This window comes from Arcticibacterium sp. GJ41-1 (assembly GCF_055808875.1).
Genome location: NZ_CM147888.1, coordinates 4,299,516 through 4,317,677, shown reverse-complemented (window position 1 = coordinate 4,317,677; position 18,162 = coordinate 4,299,516). Strand labels below are relative to the sequence as shown.

At 36.4% G+C, this 18,162-nt stretch carries 22 protein-coding genes; 12 read left to right on the top strand and 10 right to left on the bottom strand.

Annotation, left to right across the window (positions count from 1 at the left end; translation table 11 throughout):
• Nucleotides 1–5: 5 nt before the first annotated feature.
• The 9 genes from AC0L6O_RS17750 to AC0L6O_RS17710 all read right to left on the bottom strand — a co-directional run bounded on the left by AC0L6O_RS17750 (nt 6) and on the right by AC0L6O_RS17710 (nt 8,208).
• The gene (locus AC0L6O_RS17750; RefSeq protein WP_473304245.1) at nt 6–1,520 is read right to left on the bottom strand and encodes a hypothetical protein; all 1,515 of its coding nucleotides are present in this window, start codon (nt 1,518–1,520) and stop codon (nt 6–8) included.
• 8 nt (nt 1,521–1,528) lie between these two features.
• The gene (locus AC0L6O_RS17745) at nt 1,529–2,023 is read right to left on the bottom strand and encodes a metallophosphoesterase family protein (RefSeq protein WP_473304243.1); all 495 of its coding nucleotides are present in this window, start codon (nt 2,021–2,023) and stop codon (nt 1,529–1,531) included.
• Between the two features lie 3 nt (nt 2,024–2,026).
• Complete coding sequence (locus AC0L6O_RS17740; RefSeq protein WP_473304242.1) at nt 2,027–2,539, bottom strand: NADH-quinone oxidoreductase subunit C; 513 nt, start codon at nt 2,537–2,539, stop codon at nt 2,027–2,029.
• A gap of 7 nt (nt 2,540–2,546) precedes the next feature.
• Nucleotides 2,547–3,470: an aspartate carbamoyltransferase catalytic subunit gene (locus tag AC0L6O_RS17735; protein WP_473304241.1), complete on the bottom strand. Its 924-nt coding sequence runs from the start codon at nt 3,468–3,470 to the stop codon at nt 2,547–2,549.
• 41 nt (nt 3,471–3,511) lie between these two features.
• Nucleotides 3,512–4,714, bottom strand: coding sequence for an ROK family transcriptional regulator (locus AC0L6O_RS17730; protein ID WP_473304240.1), 1,203 nt, complete (start codon nt 4,712–4,714; stop codon nt 3,512–3,514).
• 84 nt (nt 4,715–4,798) lie between these two features.
• Complete coding sequence (locus tag AC0L6O_RS17725; RefSeq protein ID WP_473304239.1) at nt 4,799–6,085, bottom strand: YncE family protein; 1,287 nt, start codon at nt 6,083–6,085, stop codon at nt 4,799–4,801.
• A 33-nt stretch (nt 6,086–6,118) separates the two neighbouring features.
• The gene (locus tag AC0L6O_RS17720) at nt 6,119–6,439 is read right to left on the bottom strand and encodes a Dabb family protein (RefSeq protein WP_341225904.1); all 321 of its coding nucleotides are present in this window, start codon (nt 6,437–6,439) and stop codon (nt 6,119–6,121) included.
• A gap of 111 nt (nt 6,440–6,550) precedes the next feature.
• Nucleotides 6,551–7,747, bottom strand: coding sequence for an alpha/beta hydrolase family protein (locus tag AC0L6O_RS17715; RefSeq protein WP_473304238.1), 1,197 nt, complete (start codon nt 7,745–7,747; stop codon nt 6,551–6,553).
• Entirely contained in the window at nt 7,744–8,208 is a 465-nt protein-coding gene (locus AC0L6O_RS17710) for a MarR family winged helix-turn-helix transcriptional regulator (protein WP_473304237.1), read from the bottom strand. Before AC0L6O_RS17710 ends, AC0L6O_RS17715 begins: the two co-directional genes overlap by 4 nt.
• 91 nt (nt 8,209–8,299) lie before the next feature.
• On the opposite strand from AC0L6O_RS17710, the gene AC0L6O_RS17705 reads away from it, so the two are divergent.
• The 12 genes from AC0L6O_RS17705 to AC0L6O_RS17650 all read left to right on the top strand — a co-directional run bounded on the left by AC0L6O_RS17705 (nt 8,300) and on the right by AC0L6O_RS17650 (nt 16,686).
• A complete protein-coding gene (locus tag AC0L6O_RS17705; protein WP_473304236.1) occupies nt 8,300–8,884 on the top strand; it encodes a Maf family protein in 585 nt (194 codons plus the stop codon).
• 96 nt (nt 8,885–8,980) lie between these two features.
• Complete coding sequence (locus tag AC0L6O_RS17700) at nt 8,981–9,229, top strand: T9SS type A sorting domain-containing protein (protein ID WP_473304235.1); 249 nt, start codon at nt 8,981–8,983, stop codon at nt 9,227–9,229.
• Between the two features lie 7 nt (nt 9,230–9,236).
• Nucleotides 9,237–10,424: a hypothetical protein gene (locus AC0L6O_RS17695; RefSeq protein WP_473304234.1), complete on the top strand. Its 1,188-nt coding sequence runs from the start codon at nt 9,237–9,239 to the stop codon at nt 10,422–10,424.
• A gap of 199 nt (nt 10,425–10,623) precedes the next feature.
• A complete protein-coding gene (locus tag AC0L6O_RS17690; protein WP_473304233.1) occupies nt 10,624–11,148 on the top strand; it encodes an RNA polymerase sigma factor in 525 nt (174 codons plus the stop codon).
• Nucleotides 11,132–11,698, top strand: coding sequence for a hypothetical protein (locus AC0L6O_RS17685; protein WP_473304232.1), 567 nt, complete (start codon nt 11,132–11,134; stop codon nt 11,696–11,698). The genes AC0L6O_RS17690 and AC0L6O_RS17685 overlap by 17 nt, the downstream gene beginning before the upstream one ends.
• 1 nt (nt 11,699) lies before the next feature.
• Nucleotides 11,700–12,551, top strand: coding sequence for a hypothetical protein (locus tag AC0L6O_RS17680; RefSeq protein ID WP_473304231.1), 852 nt, complete (start codon nt 11,700–11,702; stop codon nt 12,549–12,551).
• Entirely contained in the window at nt 12,552–13,907 is a 1,356-nt protein-coding gene (locus AC0L6O_RS17675) for a hypothetical protein (RefSeq protein WP_473304229.1), read from the top strand.
• Nucleotides 13,908–13,987: 80 nt separating this feature from the next.
• Nucleotides 13,988–14,521 (top strand): 5' nucleotidase, NT5C type, encoded by a 534-nt coding sequence (locus AC0L6O_RS17670; protein WP_473304228.1) that lies wholly within the window; start codon nt 13,988–13,990, stop codon nt 14,519–14,521.
• An 11-nt stretch (nt 14,522–14,532) separates the two neighbouring features.
• Nucleotides 14,533–15,174 carry a lysoplasmalogenase gene (locus AC0L6O_RS17665; protein WP_473304226.1) on the top strand — a complete coding sequence of 214 codons (642 nt, stop codon included), beginning with the start codon at nt 14,533–14,535 and terminating at the stop codon, nt 15,172–15,174.
• A 101-nt stretch (nt 15,175–15,275) separates the two neighbouring features.
• Nucleotides 15,276–15,587 carry a 50S ribosomal protein L21 gene (gene rplU, locus AC0L6O_RS17660; RefSeq protein WP_341225891.1) on the top strand — a complete coding sequence of 104 codons (312 nt, stop codon included), beginning with the start codon at nt 15,276–15,278 and terminating at the stop codon, nt 15,585–15,587.
• A 69-nt stretch (nt 15,588–15,656) separates the two neighbouring features.
• Nucleotides 15,657–15,926: a 50S ribosomal protein L27 gene (gene rpmA, locus AC0L6O_RS17655; RefSeq protein ID WP_111373861.1), complete on the top strand. Its 270-nt coding sequence runs from the start codon at nt 15,657–15,659 to the stop codon at nt 15,924–15,926.
• Nucleotides 15,927–16,089: 163 nt separating this feature from the next.
• A complete protein-coding gene (locus AC0L6O_RS17650; protein WP_473304223.1) occupies nt 16,090–16,686 on the top strand; it encodes a NifU family protein in 597 nt (198 codons plus the stop codon).
• Here AC0L6O_RS17650 and AC0L6O_RS17645 read toward each other — a convergent pair.
• Nucleotides 16,683–18,158 carry a helix-turn-helix domain-containing protein gene (locus AC0L6O_RS17645; protein WP_473304222.1) on the bottom strand — a complete coding sequence of 492 codons (1,476 nt, stop codon included), beginning with the start codon at nt 18,156–18,158 and terminating at the stop codon, nt 16,683–16,685. The genes AC0L6O_RS17650 and AC0L6O_RS17645 overlap by 4 nt on opposite strands.
• Nucleotides 18,159–18,162 lie beyond the last annotated feature (4 nt).

The window sequence follows — 18,162 nt, the reverse complement described above, 5'->3', positions numbered from 1 at the left end:
CAGGCTTACTCATACGTAAGCTTACTCAGGTAGAAAACTTGTTTAGATTGAATAGCTGTATTCTTCCGTACGCTTTGAATTCCGTAAGCCAAGAAAGTATGACCATACCAAGCGGAAAGCTCACTTTGGTAAGTGTCTAAAATTCGCTGATCGTCGTCTTTTAATTCTAATGGAAGTTCTTCTATTGTTGCAGCATTTTTGTCAATGATAGATGTTTTGATAATACCTTCGTCGGGGTAGGCAATAACGTATTTATCACCCACCACAGAAAATTGGACTTTATGGTCTAATGTTCTACTTTCTAGGTCTTTAAGGCTGATGCTGTTGTCCCAAATAAGCTTGCCGTTTTTATCAAAATTCAAGATAAGAGCGTGTGTATACCTGAAGTTATTGTAACTATAATAACTGTTATCTCCCCAGCGATAATTTCTTCCAACAGAGTTATAGCTCGAAACGTAGTTTTTATATTCAGGATAAAAGACTTCCGCCATAATGGTCATTCCATCTGGGCTTTCAGTAGGGTCTTGAAGGATAAGCCTTTGTCTAAGTTTAAAGTCTTTCCCTTTTAAGTTTTTCTTCTTTATTCTAGATTTTAACCTGTTTTGTCTTTTCTCGGGCATGTAGCTTAAGAAGTTTTCTAAATCTACAAAATCGTAATACTTGGTTTCTTGCTCGCGGCTTAGGCTATGCGTGTAAAAACCTACAGAGTAGTCGGAGCAGTTATCGGCATAATTTCCTGCCAATACATAATCACCGTTCGGTATTTGAATCAACCTTCCATTTAGCGGGAGTTTGTTCTTTTCTCCCAATGTTTTAGTACCTATGATTTTTCCATCATAGTCATACACTTTCAAAAACAGCTTACAGTTTCTAGAATTCTTTAAAAGAACATAAACCAAGCCTTCGGCGTCATTAACCTCAATATTGTTAAGCTTTAAATTATTAGAGTGAATTTCAGGTAAAACTTTGGCGGTATTAGCAAAGAGATTTATCATTTCCACCACTGGGCGGTCATTGTATCTACCACCAACTAATGCTTTGCTTTTTAAAACAGAAAATAGGTCAATATCCATAGCAGTAAGTAACCTCGATTCCGATATTACATAGTCTCCTGTGGTGATATCTAGTCGGAGTATGCTAATGTTTTCTTTTTCTTCTTCTCTAAAAAGGCAGTAAAGATAGTTTTCGCTTTCAAAGTATTTGACTAGTTTAAACAAAAGCCCTGGCTTATAGCTGTTAAACCATACTTGCGTTAAGGTTGTGTCGTACTTAATGAAGTTAATCTCAATTCTCCTCCCAAAGTTATCCGACTTACTGTTAAGCATAAGAACGCCTTTGTCTCCAAAAGAGATAACATTAAAACCGTCGTGTTCAGAGTCTTTTAAATCTATTTCAACTCGTTTTTCGGTTACGAGTTGAGCATTTGTCTTATATGATAAACTGATTAGGCCTATGAGGCATAAGAGCTTCCAAAAGAGAGCTTTATTTTTTTCTAGTATGGTAGTGGTATTAAATGCCATCAATAGCTTTATCGTTTGCCGAGCTTAATCTGTTCTAAATTTACAATTTTTTTATTTTCAACCGTCATTATCATCACATATCGTTCTTTATGAAAACCCTGCTTTCCAGCTGCTCCAGGGTTAATAAAAACAATGCCGTTTTCTTGGTCTTTAATCACGCATTTTTGATGCGAATGACCACATATTAGAACATCAATTTTATGATCTAATATTAGCTGTTTTGTGACTTTATTATACTTGGGAGGCATCCCAACAATGTGTCTTAATAAAAAACGAAGTCCTTCTAAGTCTATTACTTCATTTTCCTCTAAATTCCACTGAATTTCTTTAGAATCAATATTTCCAAAAACTGCAACGGTAGGCTTTATCTCATTCAGCGTTTTTAAAACAGCTTGGTCGCCTATATCTCCCATGTGCCATATTTGGTCGCAGTTGGCAAAATGCTCTGCTACTTTTGGGTCTAAATAACCGTGTGTGTCAGAAATAAGACCTATAACTGCCATGGCTTAGTATTTTACTTTTATGCCGTGGTATGTTTCCATTTCTTGGTAATCTTGACGCAGCGGATAACCCACCCAGTCGGCTGGAAGAAGAATTCTTCTTAAATCTGGATGATCGGAGAAATTAATTCCGAAAAGGTCAAAAGCTTCTCTTTCATGCCAATCTGCTGTTCTCCAGATAGAGTTAAGCGAAGGCATGGTTGGTAGTTCTTCGTTTTCTTTTGGGGTACGGTCTAAAATTACTCGTATGATAAATGACTTTTCAAACGGGATAGAAGTGAGGTGATACCATACTTCCATGCTGTTATTTTCTGGCCCATTATCAATAGCCGTAATGCAATTTAGTAGGTCAAAATAAAAGCGTTCGTCGGCATGAAGAAACTCACATATTTCTACCAAACGGTTTTTGTCAATAACTATATAGGGTTGAATAGCCTCCGACTTCTTATCCAGAATACTTTCTGAGCCAAATTTGGCTTCAATAGCTGAACTAATATTTTCAAAAGCAGAGAAATTCATAATTGACTTAGTTTTTTTGAGCTAATAGATATAGAACAGCCATTCTAACAGCTACACCATTCTCTACTTGATTTAGAATAATAGAATGCTCTGAATCTGCGGCATCGGAGCTAAGCTCTACACCTCTGTTAATAGGACCAGGATGCATCAAGACAATTTCTTTATCAAGTCTGTCTAGCATCGCTTTATTTATTCCAAAGTATAAAGAGTACTCTCTTAAAGAGGGGAAGTATTTTATTTGCTGACGCTCAAGTTGAATTCGTAGCACATTGGCAATATCGCACCAGGCCAAAGCTTCATTTACATCATGCATCACCTTTACACCTAAACTTGGGAGATGTTTTGGAATAAGCGTGCTTGGCCCACAAACCAGCACTTCTGCACCTAGTTTTTGAAGGCAAAAGATATTTGAAAGAGCTACTCTGGAGTGAAGAATGTCACCTATGATAGCTACTTTTTTACCTGTCAAATCACCGACAGCCTCTTGCATAGAATAGGCATCTAAAAGAGCTTGCGTAGGATGCTCATGCGTGCCATCTCCGGCGTTAACAATGTTTGCTTTAATTTTATTTGAAAGAAAATCAGGTGCTCCAGGACTGCTATGACGCATGACCACCATGTCTACTTTCATTGATAAAATATTGTTAACCGTGTCAAGGAGTGTTTCTCCCTTTTTTACGGAACTAGAGGCGGATGAGAAATTTATAACATCTGCTGAAAGTCTCTTTTCTGCTAGCTCAAAGGAGAGTCTAGTTCTAGTAGAGTTTTCAAAAAAAACATTGGCAATAGTAATGTCACGTAGCGAAGGAACTTTCTTGATTGGTCTGTTTATGACTTCTTTGAATTCCTTAGCTGTTTCCAGAATTAAGCCGATATCGGAGGTCTGGAGATGTTTGATTCCTAATAAATGCCGGGTACTTAATGTTTGCATTCGGAACTGAAAAGTTTCACAAATTTAATTAAAACTGTGGTCTAGCTGGCATAAAAATCCATCATCCTTTCAAAAACGAATGACTTTGTTCCAAAAACCTTCGCTTCTTCACTTAAAGGAGACACTTGCACGGCTAAATTCTGCTTAAAAGGGGCTAAACAATACTTTTGAATCGATTGCATTAATGTGGAAATAATAAGATCGCCAGCTGTTTTTAATATGCCATCCACTATAATTATTTCAGGATTAAAAAGATGAACAGCCGTAGATAGTCCTTTTCCTAATTCTCGGCCTATATCATATATAATGTCAATACTAAACTCATCGCCTTTAAGAGCGGCGTTTATGACATCTTGAAGTTCAATCTCTTTTTTGAGCTTTAGTAATGAAGTCGCTTTTCCATCTTTAATGCCTTCTTGAGCTCGGGTAATTAAAGCAGAAGCAGATGCTACCGTTTCTAGGCAGCCTACTTTTCCGCATTTACATAGTTTTCCGTTTGGAATAACTTGGATATGCCCAATTTCACCTGCAAAACCATCAGTTCCTTCTACTATAACACCATTATGCAAAATACCTAGACCAACTCCCCAGTCTAAATTAACCAGCAAAGCATTCATCTTTTCTTTGGCCAGTCCAAAATGGTGTTCACCTAACAATGAAGCTCTTGTATCATTAATACTAAACACTGGTAGCTGATACCTGGAATGTAAAACCTCTCCAAAAGAAAGATCGTCTTGGTTCAGGTTTAGGTGAGTGAAGTTAAGTCCCTTTTTAGTCTCAATTAAGCCAGGTGCTGAAATGCCAATAGCCCAAGTTTGCATATTAATCTTAAGCAAATTGTCAATTTCCTTACAAACCTCGTTCAGGTATTTAACATCAGCAATTTTGATTTTTAATGTCGTTTTGGTGGCGATTTCATTTCTCAGGTTTAAGAAAATGAAATTAGTTTCATAGAGGTTTACATCTATGACCAAAATGTTTTTCTTATGAGGGTTAAGATCATAAAAAACAGGACGTCTACCTGATTTTGTTTTAGCCGAGCCTGTCTCCATCACCCATCCGTTTTCCATTAAGTCTGCAAGCATGGCAGTTATAGATGGTACGCTGGTATGGAGCTCTTTTGCCAAACTGGCAATAGAAGTACTTCCGTTTTTATAGAGATTAGCTAAAATCTTGGTGTAGCTTCGTCTCTTTTTGCTATCAACGAGTGATTGCGGTGAGAGAAACAGTGGATCTGAGGACATATTCCTAAAAAATATTATTAATACTAGCCCAAATGTAAACTTTTACTCCGAAACTGACTTATTTTTTTATTTTTTTTAGAAAGTCTAGTATTCTTTGATGACTCTTAGGCTATTGATACCTCTTGGAACATATATTTTGCCCTTTTGGTATTCAACCATCTTTTTAGATTGTGGGTCAAATTTTAAAAATTCAATTCCCCCGAAAGAAAAACCAAAGGTTAAATATTGATAAACTGAGAAAGCAATGTTTCTACCTGTTTTGTCAAATACCACAGAGGCTGGTAGAATTCCGTCAATAGGGAATTCAAGTTTATTGGAGATAGAACCATCGTGTCCGAGATAAAGAACCGATAGCGAAGATTCTCCTGAATCTGCAAACTTCTCTGGTGGATAAAAAGAGCGTTTTAGGTTATTTACCAAAATGTAATTTCCTTCTGGGTGAATTTCAAACCCTAGTGGATTTTCGCCTACAGTGGCCTTAGAAAGGAGGAAATGACTTTGAGTATCCATGTTAAATTTGATAACAAAGAGTTCTCCTTTTTCTTTTGAATCTTGATTGGTAAGTTCTTTTCTTTTGTCCAATACTAAAAAGTATTTTCCATCAGGTGTGAATTTTCCCATGGTTGGTTTTCCCCCTATAGTAACTGGTTCGCCAACATTTTCTAAGCGTATAATTTGCTGTGTAGGGCCATCTCTAAGTACTTTTATTAAGCCTACTTGTCCTTCGCCTTCATTTATATATGCTAGGTAATCACCACTAGAGTGCCATACCACATCCACTATTCTGCCGGGCTCAAAATTATTTGGCTTCTTAATTATTCTTTGTGGTTTTCCAGAGTTGTCTAATTCAAAAACTTGAATTTCTTTTCCGTATTGGTCGCAGCTTACGGCCAAATAATTATTCTTAGGGCTTATTGATATAGCACTTGGGTTTTCACCAACGGGAAATCTGTATTGAGACTCAGGCTGATTAAGGTTTTCAATATTTACTACCGTTACATATTTTCCCATTGGAAAATCTTGATCCATGTCGGTAAAAGCAGTTTGGTCAAATTTAGTTTCGCCTTTAGTTTCTAAAATATAAGCTAGTTTTTGATTAGAAGAAATAGCAATGTTTCGCTTGCTATTAAGCACCGAGTTAGAAGCTTTATCACTTTTTATTTGAGCGGGGTTTCCGTAAGATAATGGGAAAGTGAGGCTCGAAAGTTGGTCGGTACTTTCGCCTGTCTTTCGCAGTTTGCCATCTATAAGCGTAAATGCAGACATGTCGGCATCAGACAAAAAGACTAAGCCTTTGGCGTCAAAAGTGATGTTTTGTGCAAAAACCGACTCAACAAGTAAGGTGAAAATTAAAAGGAAACACTTTTTCATTAAATATTAGGAATGGTGAGAGAAACAGAGAGCTTATAAGCCCTCTGCGTCGTAGACTTGTACTTTTGTCCATAAATGAGCACAGGTGTCAATAAACACTAGATGCTTCGGATGTACCTGGTATTCATCATGGTCTGCCTTATTTTTAAAGATAAAAGTAATGGAAAAGTCGTAAGTAGAATCTATTACTTCTCTGTTAGTATCTGCAGGCGAACCAACATGTGCGGTAGCAATAAGCTCATTTTCGGCAAGCTTTAAAACACCTGCTTTTAGTGCTGCACGGTGTTCTGCATTGTCTTTTTCTTTAAGCCAAAAGAATACGGTATGAACAAAACCTTTCTGTAATGATGACATATAGTAATTTTTTTAGCAAAAATAGCCACTCAAATTTAGAATAGAAGCGATCTTGTAATTATCTACAGAACTAAGTCTATAAAACTAAGCTCATTTAAGCATTCTAAGCTACTAGTTACTAGCAGCCTTATTACTAGAAAATTCTTGTAAAACGCCTAAGAAGTAGCTAGAAATAGTAGAACCATGGTCACCATCTTCTACTGGACTAAGTGTAACATTAGCTCCCTTATTTGTCATAGCATTAAAGGCCGTTTCTGAGTTTAAAAAAGGAACATAATCATCTGCAGTACCGTGGTAAAGAATAACTTTGGCATTAGGCTTCCAATCATAAATATCATTTGCTGCTACTGCCGCTAAAAATTCTGGGTAGTTACCATTATTCACATCGTCTTTAAATTGGTCTGTAGCCGTTTCTTTTAAACTAGTTTCAATAACTGCTTCTACACCTTTTGATTCAATTTCGGAGGCATAAGGTTCTTTGAAGTAATAAGACATTGGTTTATTAAGACCGTAAATCTCATTATAGGTTCTTAAGACCCATATATAAGAACGGTTGTTTGCCAAAGCTGAACTTCCACCTTCGTTTAAAAGTTTTTTGAAAGTTGCAGTTTTATTATAAGCACCAGCCCCGCAAACCGAGACCTTTACTTTTAAAGCTCCGCCTAGTTTTTCTTCAATCCATTTATGTGTAGCCATGGCAGCATAGCCGCCTTCAGAGTAGCCACCTAGCATTAATACATTATTCCACTCTATACCTTCGTCTTTAACCATTTCTACCATGGCTTGAATAAAGTCAGCTCCTGGTTCTCCTAAGCCCTCATAGTGTTCGTAAGGGTGGGCTAAGTTTTTAGATGCTCCGTATCCTACATAATCTGGCATACCCACTATAATTCCCGTGGATGCCATAAATGAAGCTAAAGTAGTTTCTGTTTCAAACTTGAAATAAGAAGGTGCATCTGCTTCATTAAATAGGGTGCCATGGTGAAGGCTGGCCATGGCCAAACTTCCTGCTACATCTGTAGGAATTAATACTGCTCCGGAAGCTAAAATGGTGTTTCCGTAAACATCCGTAGTTTCATACGTGATTTTGTACTGTTTTATACCTGACTGCACAAAAAGTAGAATAGTGGAACCTTGTTCTCCTAAAATAGGTGCAATTTTCTCTTTGAAGGCTTCTTTTTCTAATGTGCCTACTAGTTCTACACTTTTTAGGTGTTGATTTTCTTGAATTTGAACATCATCAGAATCGCATGAGACGAAAAAGACAAGGCTGAAAAGGAATAAAAAGGCTAATTGAGTTTTTCTCATTTTTCGTAGATGTCTCTAAAATTGTCAAGTAATGTATTAAGTGTCTCTAAGTCTTCTTTGCTCATACCTTTGCGATTAAACATTTCTGATTGTATGCCAGCCGTAACTTTCTCTAAAAAAGCAAGTCCTTCTTTGGTGATAGTCACATCACAGGCTCGTCTGTCGTCTGCCCTGAAATCTCTACTGACGTAGCCTTTTTGCACTAGCTTATCTACCAGCCTAGAAGCATTAGACATTTTATCTAGCATCCTTTCTATAATTCCATTAATGGTAATAGGCTCAGGATGGTGTCCTTTTAGAATTCTTAAGACGTTATATTGTTGAAAGGTTAAATCCTTATTTTTAAGCGTTTTGTATTGTAAATCGCAAATTCTATTATTTGTAAACATGATGTTTACAAAGGTTTTTTCAACAGGGTTTTTAAAAGCTTTGGTTTGCTTTAAATCTTTTTCTAATGTCATAACTTTGTCCACCTATTGTTTTATGTATGTTGAAACATTTAAATAGGTGTGAATCTTATCAACGCAAAAACCTTTCGCTTTAGTTCTTATTATGATTAAATTATCAAAGCAATTAATATTGGGCTCGGGCTCACCCAGAAGAAAAGAAATACTTGAAAATGCGGGTTTCACGTTTGATGTTGAAACTAAACCAACTTCTGAGGAGTTTGACGCAAAGCAAAGTGCAGAAGAAATTCCGGTCTTTTTGGCGGAGCAAAAACTTAAGGAGTTTGGCGATGAATATGCTGATAAAATAGTCTTGTGTTCGGATACGGTGGTGGTCTTAGACGGTCAAATTTTGAATAAACCTGAAAATGAGCAAGAAGCTACTGAAATGTTAAAAGCATTGAGTGGTAAGCAGCATGAAGTAATAACTGGAGTAGCTTTTAAAACAGATGGTATGGTAGAGAGTTTTTATGATACCTGCCTAGTTGATTTCGAAGAATTGTCAGCTGCCGAGATAGCCTATTACATCAAAACGTGTAAGCCATTTGACAAGGCAGGAGCTTATGGCATTCAGGATTTTATAGGGATGATAGGCGTAAAAAGTCTTCAAGGCTCTTTTTATACCGTCATGGGTTTGCCAATTCATTTGGTTTATAAAAACTTGAAAAGGTTTATTCTTTCGCCAGCCTAGCTCACGTCGTCAGGCGTTTAAATTGATATTTCTATCATGGCTTTTCTTGTTAATTAGTGCTTTAAACTTAATATTTGCCAGTAGAAAGGCTAAATTATGATAAAAGACGATGTGGTAATATATCTTAACGAGGAAGACTTAAAGGTATATGTTAAGGTGGCGAAGGATATTGAAACGCATTTTCAACTTCAAGATTTGCCTGGGAAAATTTTACAGGAAGCTGTACATGACAAAGGTTTGCATGATTTTGACTTAACAGGTTTAAAAGATGGTAACTACTTTGTGATAGTAAATCAGGGTGATTTTATCCGCTCCAAAAAGGTGGTTATTGGCTACCAACCTTGATTAAATTATGAAAGCAACACTTCTATTTTTGATAATATTTTTAGAGAGTGTTCTATGCTCTTTGGCTTCGCCAATAGATTCTCTGTTACAAAATATTAATGTTCAAAACACTACTATAGAAAAAACAAGACTTAGTGCCTTACTAAAAGTAGGAGGATATTTGAATGCTAATTCGGCCAGAACTGGCTTTAACTCTTTTAAACTTAACGGTCATGTTGAACTTGGTTTTGGAGAAAACCTGAGTTTAAATATTGGCGTAGCAAGTCATGAGAGCTGGACAAGTTATTCTAACGATTTAAACGCAGTAGCAGAAGTAAGATATTTCTTTGACCCCATTTACAAGCTAAAAACAGGAGCTTCTTTTAGCGGAAATTACTTAGCACCTTCTTTTTCTTACACATTAAATGATGGTAGTTTAAACGAGCTACCTTTTTCGTTTGAGGATTCTCCTGAATTAAATCGCCCTTATGAAACCAACTATGCTTTAGGTTTAAAGTTTGGAAGGCAATTTCAAGGCTTTATAGACTTTGGTGTTTTTGGAGGCATTGAAAATCTTCAAAAGAAAGGTAGGGGTACGGTTAATTCGGGTATGCTCAAAACATATAGTTCACTGGCTTTGCCAATAGGAAACGGCGACTTTAATCAACTTTGGAAGGCCAACCTTAATCAAAAAGTAGATAACTCATACTTGTTAAAATTTGGTATTAATGACGTTTTGAGTGTGTCAAAGAAAGGTTTCTTCTTCCATCCGAAAATTGGCTATGAATATGGTTTCGGGAAGTCAGGACTTTCCGTGAATCTAACAGCTGAAGCATATAATTATAGGGCTAAGTTTTTAGATGTAAGCGATTCGGAGATTTCAGCAGAGTCTTATTTACGTCAATATATTTCATTTTTCTTTTCTCCCGAACTTCGATATTATATAGGGCATAAGAGTATAGAGCAAGGTGGCTCTACATTAGAAGGCTTATATTTTAAAGCATCAGCACAAGTTATGACGGGTACCGAGGAGGTTAAAAGGCAGTTTTGGGAGTATGATAAATTTTCGTCTTTTAATATGGGCTTAGGTCTCGGTGCTCAAAAAATGCTCATGGGAGGCATGCTTTTAGATGCTCATGCTGGTGTTTTTAATGATAATAAACTTGCAAATAATTTCTTCTTTGGTGGAGGTATTGACCTTTACTGGGTGAAATAATCCAAACAATATTCAATCAAAACCAATCGGTTTTAAAACTTTCTCTTTCGTCAATTGAAATATTATTTGTCTCTTAATCAGCCTTTAAGGTGGATTAAGAGCTGTTCTGTGTTTGCTGAATCTATTTTTAATCAGATATTTATAGAGCCATACAACCATTCTTCCTGTTTTCTGCACTTTAATACAAACACCACGCTGAATGACCGAAGCCGAACTTGTAAAAGGCTGTATTTCTAAAAATCGCGAATGCCAGAAGTTACTTTATGAAAAGTATAAGACGGCTATGTTCACGCTTGCCTACAGGTTATGCGGTGATTTTTCGGAGGCAGAAGATGTGCTTCAAGAGGCTTTTTTAGAGGTTTTCTCTGGCATTAAAAATTTCCAGATGAAAAGTACACTTGGAGCTTGGATTAAGGTGATTGTCAGTAGAAAGGCGATTGGGAAATACCGTAATCGTGTGATTTTTGACCATTTGGATTCTAAAGCAGCGGAAAGAGAAATTGTTTGGGATAAACAATATGACGGGGAGCTGCTTCAAGAAGCTTTGCTCATGCTTCCAGAAGGTTTTAGAACGGTGATAGTGCTTTATGAAATAGAAGGGTATAAGCATCATGAAATTAGTGAAATGCTGGGTATAGCGGTAGGTACTTCTAAATCTCAGCTTTATCACGGCAAAAAGAAATTGAAAGAATTGGTTTTAAAGTTAGATGGAACACAAGGATAAAAAAGACATATCGCAACAGCTAAAAAATCTCCAAGAGTTTGTTCCTCAGAATGACCTTTGGTCAAAGATGGAAAAGCACCTAGACCAAGCTGCTTTAAAGCAGAATTTGGAAGAGCTTCCTATTCATGAGCCTAAAACGGATTCTTGGCTTAAACTAGAAAAGTCTTTAGATAGAAATAGCCGAATTAAATGGTGGTCGGTGGCTGCCTGTGTACTAGTTTTTTTTAGTTTTTCTGTTTTTTATTTCCAATCCAAAGAAGACTTGGTTTATGCTCAAAAAAGTATAGAAGAAATAAAGATTTTACCTGAAAACCTGAGCTCCGAAAAAGCGTACAAGGAGATTCTAGCTTTTTGTGAAATTCAAACGGTAGCGTGTGACGACCATGAGTTTGAAAACTTAAAAGCAGAATATGAATACCTTAAAATGGCAGAGAGTGATTTGAGGGAAGTGATGGGTAATTATAATATAGATGAAGGCTTATTACAGCAACTGGAGGCCATAGAAAGAGAAAAAACACAACTTATAAATCAATTGGCAAAACTCATATAATATGAAAAAGCTAATCTTATTTCTGGGAATCTTACTTTGGTTTCCTCGGGTTTCCATTGGTCAGGTGAAACTACAAATCGTTACTAAATCCATACAAAAACAATTAAGTGCTAAAGGACTCACACAAATTCAAATCACAGCAGAACGGGCAGATGTAAAAATAGTAGGATGGGATAAAGAGACGATAAGCTTTAAAGTCAATATCTCTACCAAACATCCTAATAAAGAAGTAGCAGAAAAAGAGTTAGCCTACATGGAATTTTTGAATCAAAAAATGGGCAAAACTTACTTTTTAAGAAACTACCTGGTTTTGAAAAAAGGACTGGCTAAGCCACAGTCAAATTATGATGCCGAATACATTATATATGTTCCGAGAAACTTAGAAGTAAAGCTTAGTAATAGCTTTGGAGAAGTGGCATTTAAAGGGCTCAAAGGAAGTCTTGATTTAGACCTAAAGTTTTGTCAAACAGAAATTTTAGACTGCGAAGGAGCTGCTAAAGTGAAGTCTTATTTTGGTGAAAATACCATGGGGCAGGGCATAAAGGTACTAAACCTAAATACTGACCATAGTACTAATTTGGTGACTTCTCATAAATCTGACTTTAAAGCAGATATTACGTATGGTAGTCTGGTTTATAGCTATTTGTTAGAAGGGCAGGAGATTGTGATTTCTAGCAAAAATGCTCTCATAGAACTGTCAAGTGCAGACTGGAAGCGTGCTGGGTACAAACTAGATTTAAAGGGTACCTCACTTCAAATACCAGAAACTTTAAAGGGACTTGAAGCTTATAATGAAAAGTCTTCCACCCTGTTAGAAATTGAAACGAATTCGGGCAACTTGAAAATTAAATAAATGAAAAAGTTATTACTTCTATTTTTTATTGGGATTCAGGGGCTTTATGCTCAAGATAGTGTGCATGTCAGCCATAGCACAGAAACCGTTGAACAATTTCAACATATACGTTTGATTGATGAATTTGATAAGGCCTTTGGCCAAAATGCTGATAAGCGATGGCGTTTTAAGGCGGGATTGTATGATTATAGCCCACGTTTACCTATTGCTTACAAGGGTATGGAGTTTTCTGTGGAGTATAGGCTGATTGATAATTTATCTGCACGCTTGCTGTTTAGTCAAAAGCCCACCACCAAGTTTGATGGCTACCAGCAGTGGAGATATGGCGTGGAGCTTAGAAACTACTTTAAAAGAAAGGAAGCAGCAAAAAATCTAAATGGAAATTACCTTGGTTTAAGTTTTCTATACAAAAAAGAAGATGGCGATGGTGGTACCAAGGTGAATTTTGGAATTCATCCTGACCCTCCCCAAAACTCAAATGGGGGGTATTTAGCTCCTTTCAACATTTCACCTTATGCTAATGGACACAGTCAAGTTAAAATCAGTCTTGGGAAGCAGCTCGGCTCGCTATTAGATTATTCTTTAAATTTTGGAATGAAACAAGTAAGACCGAAAGTAATGGGAATTGATGGTTTGTATTTTAGAAGTAGTTCTGCTAGTACTTTCATTCCATTTTTGGCTACTAAAGCGGCGGTAGGGATAGGATTAGACTTCCCAAGGAATAAAAAAGAGTTTGATTTTTGTGAGTTTATTAATTGTCAAAAAGAGGTGAAAAGTATGCTGAAAATTGATGTTTCAAATTTACTTTATCTCGATTCTTACTTTAGAAATGTGAGCAGTAATTTGTCCTATGAAAAGAAGTTAGGGCATTTGCCTCTTTCTCTGGCTGCAGATGTAGGTTTCAACTGGGTTGGTCTGAAGTTTTTTCCTTATTCTGGCGAAAATATTCTTTTGGACTCAGAGGAGTCAGGTTTCTTTGAAAGACCGAAATTTGAAGATGCTGAATTAAAATGGAATGATAATTTTTATTATAGTGCAGGTCTAAGTTTGAGGTATTATGTAACACAAAAACGTGATGTAGCCACAGGCAAAAGTGCTGAGGGTTTGTTTGGTCTATATCTTGGCTCATTTGTAAGGTTTGCGGAGGTAGGTTCGCCTAAAGATTCGTACACTGTATATGCAGAAGAATACCCATTTAACTACGGAGGAACTATAGGCTATCAAAGAAAGATATTGGATAAATACTTTTTTGATATTTCGCTAGATGCTGGAAAGATAAGTCTCGCTCCTTATGAAATTTTTGGTGATTTAAATCTAAGGGTGCAGCCAAATGTTAAATTCGGGTATGCTTTTTAAAAGCAACAAAGCTTAATCATATCTTTAAACGGAATTGGGGCATGGGATTTCAAAATTCTTATCTTTGAAGAAAAAACTATATGCCCGAAAAGAAGATACTTTTTTTAGATATGGATGATGTAATGGCCGATGCAGGTCAAGGCATTTTAGATATATACAACGCACATTTTAAAACCAATCATACTAAAGAAAGCCTTGCTCAAAACACGCTTTGGGAAGAAGAAATAGGTGTTAATTACCTTACAATAAGAAACCAACTGCATAATCCTGGTTTTTTTAGAAATCTGGCGGTCAAAGATGATGCAATAGAAGTAGTAAGAGAGCTTAATCAAAAGTATAATGTTTATATAGCTTCGGCTGCCATGGAGTTTCCTAATTCTTTAAAGGAAAAGCATGAGTGGTTAGAAGAGCACTTTCCGTTCATTCACTGGAAAAATATGATACTCTGCGGAGATAAGAGTATATTGAAAGGCGATATCTTAATTGACGACCATTTGAAAAACTTAAGTGTTTTTGACGGTCAAACTCTACTTTTTGATGCCATTCATAATATAAAAACTGAAGGGCATCAGCGAGTTCATAACTGGAAAGAAATAGCCGACGTTTTACTTTAAAAAAAAATACCATGAAACTGACAGTCCTTTATTTCGCTTTGCTAGCTCTAAATATTATAGGGGGCTTATTCGGGATTCAGGAGCTGACTTTTCTGACAAAACCCTTGCTTATGCCAGTTTTGATAGGGCTGGTTTGGTTAGAGGGGGCTAAAGTGTCTTTTAAATGGCCTTTGATATTGGCTTTATTGTTTTCATGGGCTGGCGATTTGTTTTTGATGTTTGATAGGGCAGGTTTCTTTGTCTTTGGGCTTGGTTCTTTTCTTCTAGCCCATTTGGTCTATATAATTATTTACAGGAAATCAGTAAAAACGTCATTGCTTAAAGCCTTACCTTTTATAGGGTTTGTGGGTTTGTTTTGTTTTGGCGTGTTATGGAATAAGCTTTCCGATGAAATGACTATTCCCGTTTACATTTATATGTTGGTGATTAGTACCATGGCTTATTTAGCATCTTGTAGAGATGTAAATGTCAAAAGTTTTGAAAATGTGCTGGTAGGAGCTGTTTTGTTTGTGATTTCAGATGCATTTATTGCGGTAAATGAATTTGTTCAACCTGTTTTATGGCCTTCGTTTTGGGTGATGAGTACCTATGGTTTCGCCCAATATTTGATAGTTAAAGGGCTTTTAAAGGATGCCTTGGGCGTGAAAAGTTAAGTAGGTATTTAGCTTTTCAAAGCTTGTTTAAATTAGGCTTTGCGATTTCAAAATAGTTGTCGTACTTTTGCAAGCCAATTTATAACATAAATTAATTAATAATGTACGCAATCGTAGAGATCGCAGGCCAGCAATTTAAAGTTGAAAAGGGTCGTTACATCTTCACTCATAGATTAGAAGGTGACACGGACGCTGAGCTTGTATTTGACAAGGTACTCCTTGTAGATAATAATGGAACCGTTACTGTAGGTGCTCCTACTGTAGAAGGTGCTAAAGTAAAAGCTACTATTTTAGAGCACCTTAAAGGTGACAAAGTGATAGTTTTTAAGAAAAAACGTAGAAAGGGTTACCAAAAAAGTAATGGTCATCGTCAGTATTTGACGAAAGTGATGATTAGCGATATCGTAGCTTAATTAAAAATAATTCAATGGTTTTTTGTCTTTCAATAAGACAAACCTTTAACCAATAAAATATCTAGAATAATGGCACATAAGAAAGGTGTAGGTAGTTCTCGAAACGGAAGAGAGTCGGAAAGTAAGCGTTTAGGCGTAAAATTATTTGGTGGTCAGGCGGCTATCGCTGGTAACATTATTGTTCGTCAGCGTGGTACTCCTCATAACCCAGGTGTAAATGTAGGTCTTGGTCGTGATCATACCTTATTTGCATTAAAAGACGGTGTTGTGACTTTTAAGAAAGGTCGTGGCGGTAAGTCTTTTGTTCACGTTTTGCCTGCAGAAGCAGCTCAAGCGTAAATAAAGACGGTCTAAAATATTTAAAAGCCAAATTCAGAAATGAGTTTGGCTTTTGGTGTTAAATGACATTTAGTTATTTAACACATGAGTTTAAAAGTTTTGAGCTCATTAAAAACTATTTCTAGTAGCTCTATGTTTTGCCATAGATTAGATAAAAAACAATATGTTGAAAAGAAACACGATGATTTATACGGAATTGAGTCCAAATCCCAATTCCATGAAGTTTGTTCTTAATTATGAGCTAGTTCCTGATGGTTTGTCTTTTGATTATCCAGACATGAAATCGGCTCTAGATAAAGAGAAGGCTTCCCCTTTAGCGGCAGATTGTTTTCAGTTTCCTTTTGTACAGCGTGTTTTTATATCATCAAATTTTGTGACGGTTACAAAAGACGACGAAACACAATGGGAAGAAGTTTTGGGTAACTTTAAGAAGTTCCTTAAAATTTACTTCGATGATGAAAATCCTGTTTTCACAGAAGCTGCGATAGAAAACAATACTTTGATTGTAGATGCTAATGATACTGAGGCAGTAGGAAAGATAAAAGCAGCATTAGACCAATATGTTCGCCCAGCGGTTGAGTCTGATGGTGGAGCTATAAACTTTGCAGATTTTAATGAAGAAACTGGTGTGGTAACTGTAGTGCTTCAGGGCTCTTGTAGCGGCTGCCCTTCAGCTAGTATAACTTTGAAAGACGGTATAGAGCGTCTTTTGACTAATATGGTTCCAGAAGTTAAAGAAGTAGTGGCAGAAGCTCTTTAATTGAGCTTCTCCAGTACTTTTCTTATTTTTTGTTGCTCACGATGTTTTTGCAGTAGGGTAGGAGCAGCTACTCTTTCCTTACAGTCAAAAATTCCACATCTTTCGCAGGTTTGATTAACCTCTTGGCGGCTAATGTTTTTATCTGCCAAGAACTTAATTTTAGACTTTAGGTTTTCATCTACTTCAAAACCGAGGCTGACAGAAATATTTAGTTGCTTTAAAATATTCAAAGGTCTGGCCATAGAAAATACAAAGAAATCTTCTTTTCTATTACTCAAGAAAGACTTTTGAGCATCCACTATTGGTTTTTCATATTTGCCGGCTTCTTGTTTACTAGATAAGTGGTCTAGAATGCTAATAGAAACCCATCTACGGCAATAGTGTTCTTCTTTGTTTTCTTGTGGCCCCAATCTTTTAGAAAGGTGCAGTTCTTTCGTTAAGAAATACTTTTGGCTTCCTGGAAGTGCATCAAAACGCATGAACAGGAAATTGTCAATTCCGAAATACTTCGGAAGTACATTCCCAATTCTATAAAACAATGTCTCTGGCGTGGCAGAGAACTTTTCAGACATTTCTATTAAAGCATCTGGATTCCATGTTTCAGAGCCAAACCATTTTTCTAAATCCTGAACTAGAAGTTTTTCTCTGATTAAAATTGCTCCGGCAAAGTAAGACGCCTTATAGTTGTTCAATACCTCTTCAAAAGACTTCACATCAATAGAAGAACTAGTGTATGGACGCTCTTTCAAGGCCATAAACTGGAAACCAAGTTCTTTCGCCATGGTGAAAGCTCTTTGGTTAGGCGAGATACGTTTGTTAATCATCAAGACCTTACTTTGAGGTCGGAAGATAGAACGCATATTGCTTATTACAGGCTGGTCTTCTTCGTCAAAAAGCTCAATAGTTATTCCGTAAAGGTCTTTTAGTAAGTCTGTAAGACAATCTTCACCAATGACTTGTTTCTCGGAGCTTATTTTTTCGGTAATAAACCTATTAGCCTCTGTTTCTAATTCTGGGAAGTAGTTTTGATGAAGCTCTTGGTATGACCTTAAAGCGGCAAAATAGAATTTCTCAACAGAGAGATTGTAGTTTTTACCAATCTCGAAAATAGCGTTTATAAAAGCACTCAATTTTGCGGGTGCAGATGAGAATAGCTCTAAAATTTGAGCAGTATCAACACCAAAGAAATCGAAAGGGATTTCGGTCAATAAGTTAGATTTTAAAAGCTTAGTGATAGGCTCTAACTTTTTGTTCATTTTCAAAGAAACCAACTCGTCGTATTCGGTTTCAAGAGCATTTGCCAATGCTGTGATTTTATCTGTTTTAGGGTACTTTTTACCCTTCTCTATCTCATTTAAATAAGAGTTAGAAATACCTGACTTAGTAGATAAATCTTGGAGCGAAAGTCCCTTTTCTTGTCTTAGTTGTTTAAGCTTAAGACCAAAAATTAGTTTGATATGTTCGTTGTTCAAGGCA

Bases quoted from the DNA above. Each gene is read 5' to 3' on its own strand.
- AC0L6O_RS17750 (WP_473304245.1), bottom strand. From the start codon at position 1,520: ATGGCATTTAATACCACTACCATACTAGAAAAAAATAAAGCTCTCTTT.
- AC0L6O_RS17745 (WP_473304243.1), bottom strand. From the start codon at position 2,023: ATGGCAGTTATAGGTCTTATTTCTGACACACACGGTTATTTAGACCCA.
- AC0L6O_RS17740 (WP_473304242.1), bottom strand. From the start codon at position 2,539: ATGAATTTCTCTGCTTTTGAAAATATTAGTTCAGCTATTGAAGCCAAA.
- AC0L6O_RS17735 (WP_473304241.1), bottom strand. From the start codon at position 3,470: ATGCAAACATTAAGTACCCGGCATTTATTAGGAATCAAACATCTCCAG.
- AC0L6O_RS17730 (WP_473304240.1), bottom strand. From the start codon at position 4,714: ATGTCCTCAGATCCACTGTTTCTCTCACCGCAATCACTCGTTGATAGC.
- AC0L6O_RS17725 (WP_473304239.1), bottom strand. From the start codon at position 6,085: ATGAAAAAGTGTTTCCTTTTAATTTTCACCTTACTTGTTGAGTCGGTT.
- AC0L6O_RS17720 (WP_341225904.1), bottom strand. From the start codon at position 6,439: ATGTCATCATTACAGAAAGGTTTTGTTCATACCGTATTCTTTTGGCTT.
- AC0L6O_RS17715 (WP_473304238.1), bottom strand. From the start codon at position 7,747: ATGAGAAAAACTCAATTAGCCTTTTTATTCCTTTTCAGCCTTGTCTTT.
- AC0L6O_RS17710 (WP_473304237.1), bottom strand. From the start codon at position 8,208: ATGACATTAGAAAAAGATTTAAAGCAAACCAAAGCTTTTAAAAACCCT.
- AC0L6O_RS17705 (WP_473304236.1), top strand. From the start codon at position 8,300: ATGATTAAATTATCAAAGCAATTAATATTGGGCTCGGGCTCACCCAGA.
- AC0L6O_RS17700 (WP_473304235.1), top strand. From the start codon at position 8,981: ATGATAAAAGACGATGTGGTAATATATCTTAACGAGGAAGACTTAAAG.
- AC0L6O_RS17695 (WP_473304234.1), top strand. From the start codon at position 9,237: ATGAAAGCAACACTTCTATTTTTGATAATATTTTTAGAGAGTGTTCTA.
- AC0L6O_RS17690 (WP_473304233.1), top strand. From the start codon at position 10,624: ATGACCGAAGCCGAACTTGTAAAAGGCTGTATTTCTAAAAATCGCGAA.
- AC0L6O_RS17685 (WP_473304232.1), top strand. From the start codon at position 11,132: ATGGAACACAAGGATAAAAAAGACATATCGCAACAGCTAAAAAATCTC.
- AC0L6O_RS17680 (WP_473304231.1), top strand. From the start codon at position 11,700: ATGAAAAAGCTAATCTTATTTCTGGGAATCTTACTTTGGTTTCCTCGG.
- AC0L6O_RS17675 (WP_473304229.1), top strand. From the start codon at position 12,552: ATGAAAAAGTTATTACTTCTATTTTTTATTGGGATTCAGGGGCTTTAT.
- AC0L6O_RS17670 (WP_473304228.1), top strand. From the start codon at position 13,988: ATGCCCGAAAAGAAGATACTTTTTTTAGATATGGATGATGTAATGGCC.
- AC0L6O_RS17665 (WP_473304226.1), top strand. From the start codon at position 14,533: ATGAAACTGACAGTCCTTTATTTCGCTTTGCTAGCTCTAAATATTATA.
- rplU (WP_341225891.1), top strand. From the start codon at position 15,276: ATGTACGCAATCGTAGAGATCGCAGGCCAGCAATTTAAAGTTGAAAAG.
- rpmA (WP_111373861.1), top strand. From the start codon at position 15,657: ATGGCACATAAGAAAGGTGTAGGTAGTTCTCGAAACGGAAGAGAGTCG.
- AC0L6O_RS17650 (WP_473304223.1), top strand. From the start codon at position 16,090: ATGTTGAAAAGAAACACGATGATTTATACGGAATTGAGTCCAAATCCC.